Origin of the sequence: Sphingopyxis sp. (assembly GCF_036402335.1) — a bacterium.
GTDB lineage: Bacteria > Pseudomonadota > Alphaproteobacteria > Sphingomonadales > Sphingomonadaceae > Sphingopyxis.
This window is the reverse complement of sequence record NZ_DASWTD010000621.1, coordinates 1-2,220: the sequence shown is the minus strand read 5'-3', so window position 1 is coordinate 2,220 and position 2,220 is coordinate 1. Positions and strand designations below refer to the sequence as shown.

The 2,220-nt window shown below is 66.0% G+C and carries 1 protein-coding gene and 1 pseudogene; both read right to left on the bottom strand.

The window, feature by feature from the left end; translation table 11 throughout:
- Window positions 1-139 precede the first annotated feature (139 nt).
- On the bottom strand, window positions 140-1,552 hold the full coding sequence (gene uxaC, locus VGD20_RS19955) for a glucuronate isomerase (protein ID WP_331136121.1): 1,413 nt from the start codon (window positions 1,550-1,552) through the stop codon (window positions 140-142).
- A pseudogene (locus tag VGD20_RS19950) lies at window positions 1,549-2,220 on the bottom strand (MFS transporter); the annotation flags it as partial. The gene uxaC and the pseudogene VGD20_RS19950, both read right to left, overlap by 4 nt.

The window sequence follows — 2,220 nt, the reverse complement described above, 5'->3', positions numbered from 1 at the left end:
TTCCTCCCCGAGCTTGCTCGGGGAGGGGGACCGGCCGAAGGCCGGTGGAGGGGCAGGCTCAGTGCCACACCCCTCCACCATGCTTCGCATGGTCCCCCTCCCCAAGCGGAGCTTGGGGAGGATTTGGGCGATCCTCCCCTCACAGCTTGTACGCGGCCTTGACCAGATCATAGGCGAGCGCGCGGGCCAGCTCGTGTGCCTCGTCCTCCCCGAGCCGGTGCTCGGCGACGAGCCTGGCGAGAAAGCCGCAGTCCATCCGCCGCGCGACATCGTGGCGCGCGGGGATCGAGAGGAAGGCGCGTGTGTCGTCGTTAAAGCCGACAGTGTTGTAAAAGCCCGCCGTCTCGGTCGCCTGCTCGCGGAAGCGGCGCATCCCTTCGGGGCTGTCATGGAACCACCAGGGCGGCCCGAGGCGGAGCGCGGGATAATGGCCCGCCAGCGGCGCCAGCTCGCGCGAATAGCTCGTCTCGTCGAGCGTGAAGAGGATGATTGTGAGGTCGCGTTCGTTGCCGAAGCGGTCAAGCAGCGGCTTCAGCGCCTCGACATAGCCGGTGGGGACCGGGATGTCGGCGCCCTTGTCGCGTCCGAAGCGCGCCATAACGCCGGGATTGTGGCTGCGATGCACGCCGGGGTGGATTTGCATCACCATGCCGTCCTCGATGCTCATTCGCGCCATCTCGGTCAGCATGTGCCCGCGGAACAGCTCGGCTTCGGCGGGCGAGGCGAGGCCACTGAGCACCTTGGCATAGAGTGCCTCGATCTCGGCGCGGGGCAGGTCGGCGGTGAAGGCCGACGGGTGGCCGTGGTCGGTTGAGGTCGCGCCCGCTTCGCGGAAATACGCACGGCGGTTCTCGTGCGCGCGGAGATAGCCCGCAAAGGTCGAGATGTCCTCGCCCGTCACCTCACCGAAGCGGCGGAGATTGTCGAGAAAGCCCGGATGCTCGGGGTCCATCACGGGATCGGGGCGATAGGCGGTGACGACGCGGCCGCTCCAGCCGCTGTCGCGGATGACGCGGTGATGGTCGAGCGGATCGAGCGGGCTTTCGGTGGTCGCGATGACCTCAATGCCGAAGCGCTCGAACAGCGCGCGAGGGCGGAAGGCGTCGGTTGCGAGCGCGGCGTCGATCGTGTCGTAATAGAGATCGGCGGTTTCGGGCGAGAGCCGCGCCTTCAATCCGAAAACCTCGGCGAACACCCAGTCGAGCCAGAGCCGCGACGGCGTGCCGCGGAAGAGGTGATAGTGCGCTGCGAAGAGATGCCAGATCTTGCGCGGGTCCTGTGCGGTTTCGCTGCCGTCAATCGTGGGGATGCCGAGTGCCTCGAGCGGCACGCCCTGGCTGTAGAGCATGCGGAAAACATAGTGATCGGGGACGATCAGCAGCTCCGACGGATTGGCGAAGGGCGCGTTGGCCGCGAACCATGCGGGATCGGTATGGCCGTGGGGGCTGACGATCGGCAGGCCCTTCACGCCGTTGTAGAGCCGTCGCGCGATATCACGCGTTTCGGGGTCAGCGGGAAACAGCCGGTCGGGATGCAGGGTAAGCGGTGTCATAGATCCTCGGTGCGCGTGTGCAACTTGGTTACGGGCGCATAGCGCGGATTGATCAGATGCACCACCAGAAGGGCCAGCAGATAGGCAAAACCCGAGACGATGAAGATCGGGGTGTAGGTGCCGATCGTCTCGAGCACATAGCCCGCATATTTGGACATCAGCATGCCCCCCGCGGCGCCCGCGAAACCGCCAAGGCCGACGACGGTGCCCTGTGCCCAGCGCGGGAAGAGATCGGCGGGCATCGAGAAGAGGTTGCTCGAAAAGCCCTGATGCCCCGCACATGCAAGCCCGATCAGCAGCACCGCGACCCAGATCGTCGGCGCGTACATCGCGAAGGTGACGGGGGTGACGACGATCGCGCAGGCGAGCATCGCAGTCTTGCGCGCGCGATTGGCGCTGAAGCCCTTGCCGAGCAGCCGCGACGAATACCAGCCGCCCAGGATCGAGCCCACATCGGCGATCAGATAGATCGCGATGAGCGGCGGGCCGAAGCCCTTGAGGTCGACGGCGTAGCGCTTTGAGAAGAAGTCGGGCAGCCAGAACAGGAAGGTCCACCAGATCGGATCGATCAGGAAGCGGCCCGACATATAGGCCCAGGTCTCGCGGTGGCGCAGCAGCTTGAAGAAGCCGGTGCGCCCGGTTTCCTCGACGGGTTCGGCCTCTATCCA

What these genes read in the sequence shown, in the direction of transcription:
- uxaC (WP_331136121.1), bottom strand. Translation starts at nt 1,552, where the DNA reads ATGACACCGCTTACCCTGCATCCCGACCGGCTGTTTCCCGCTGACCCC.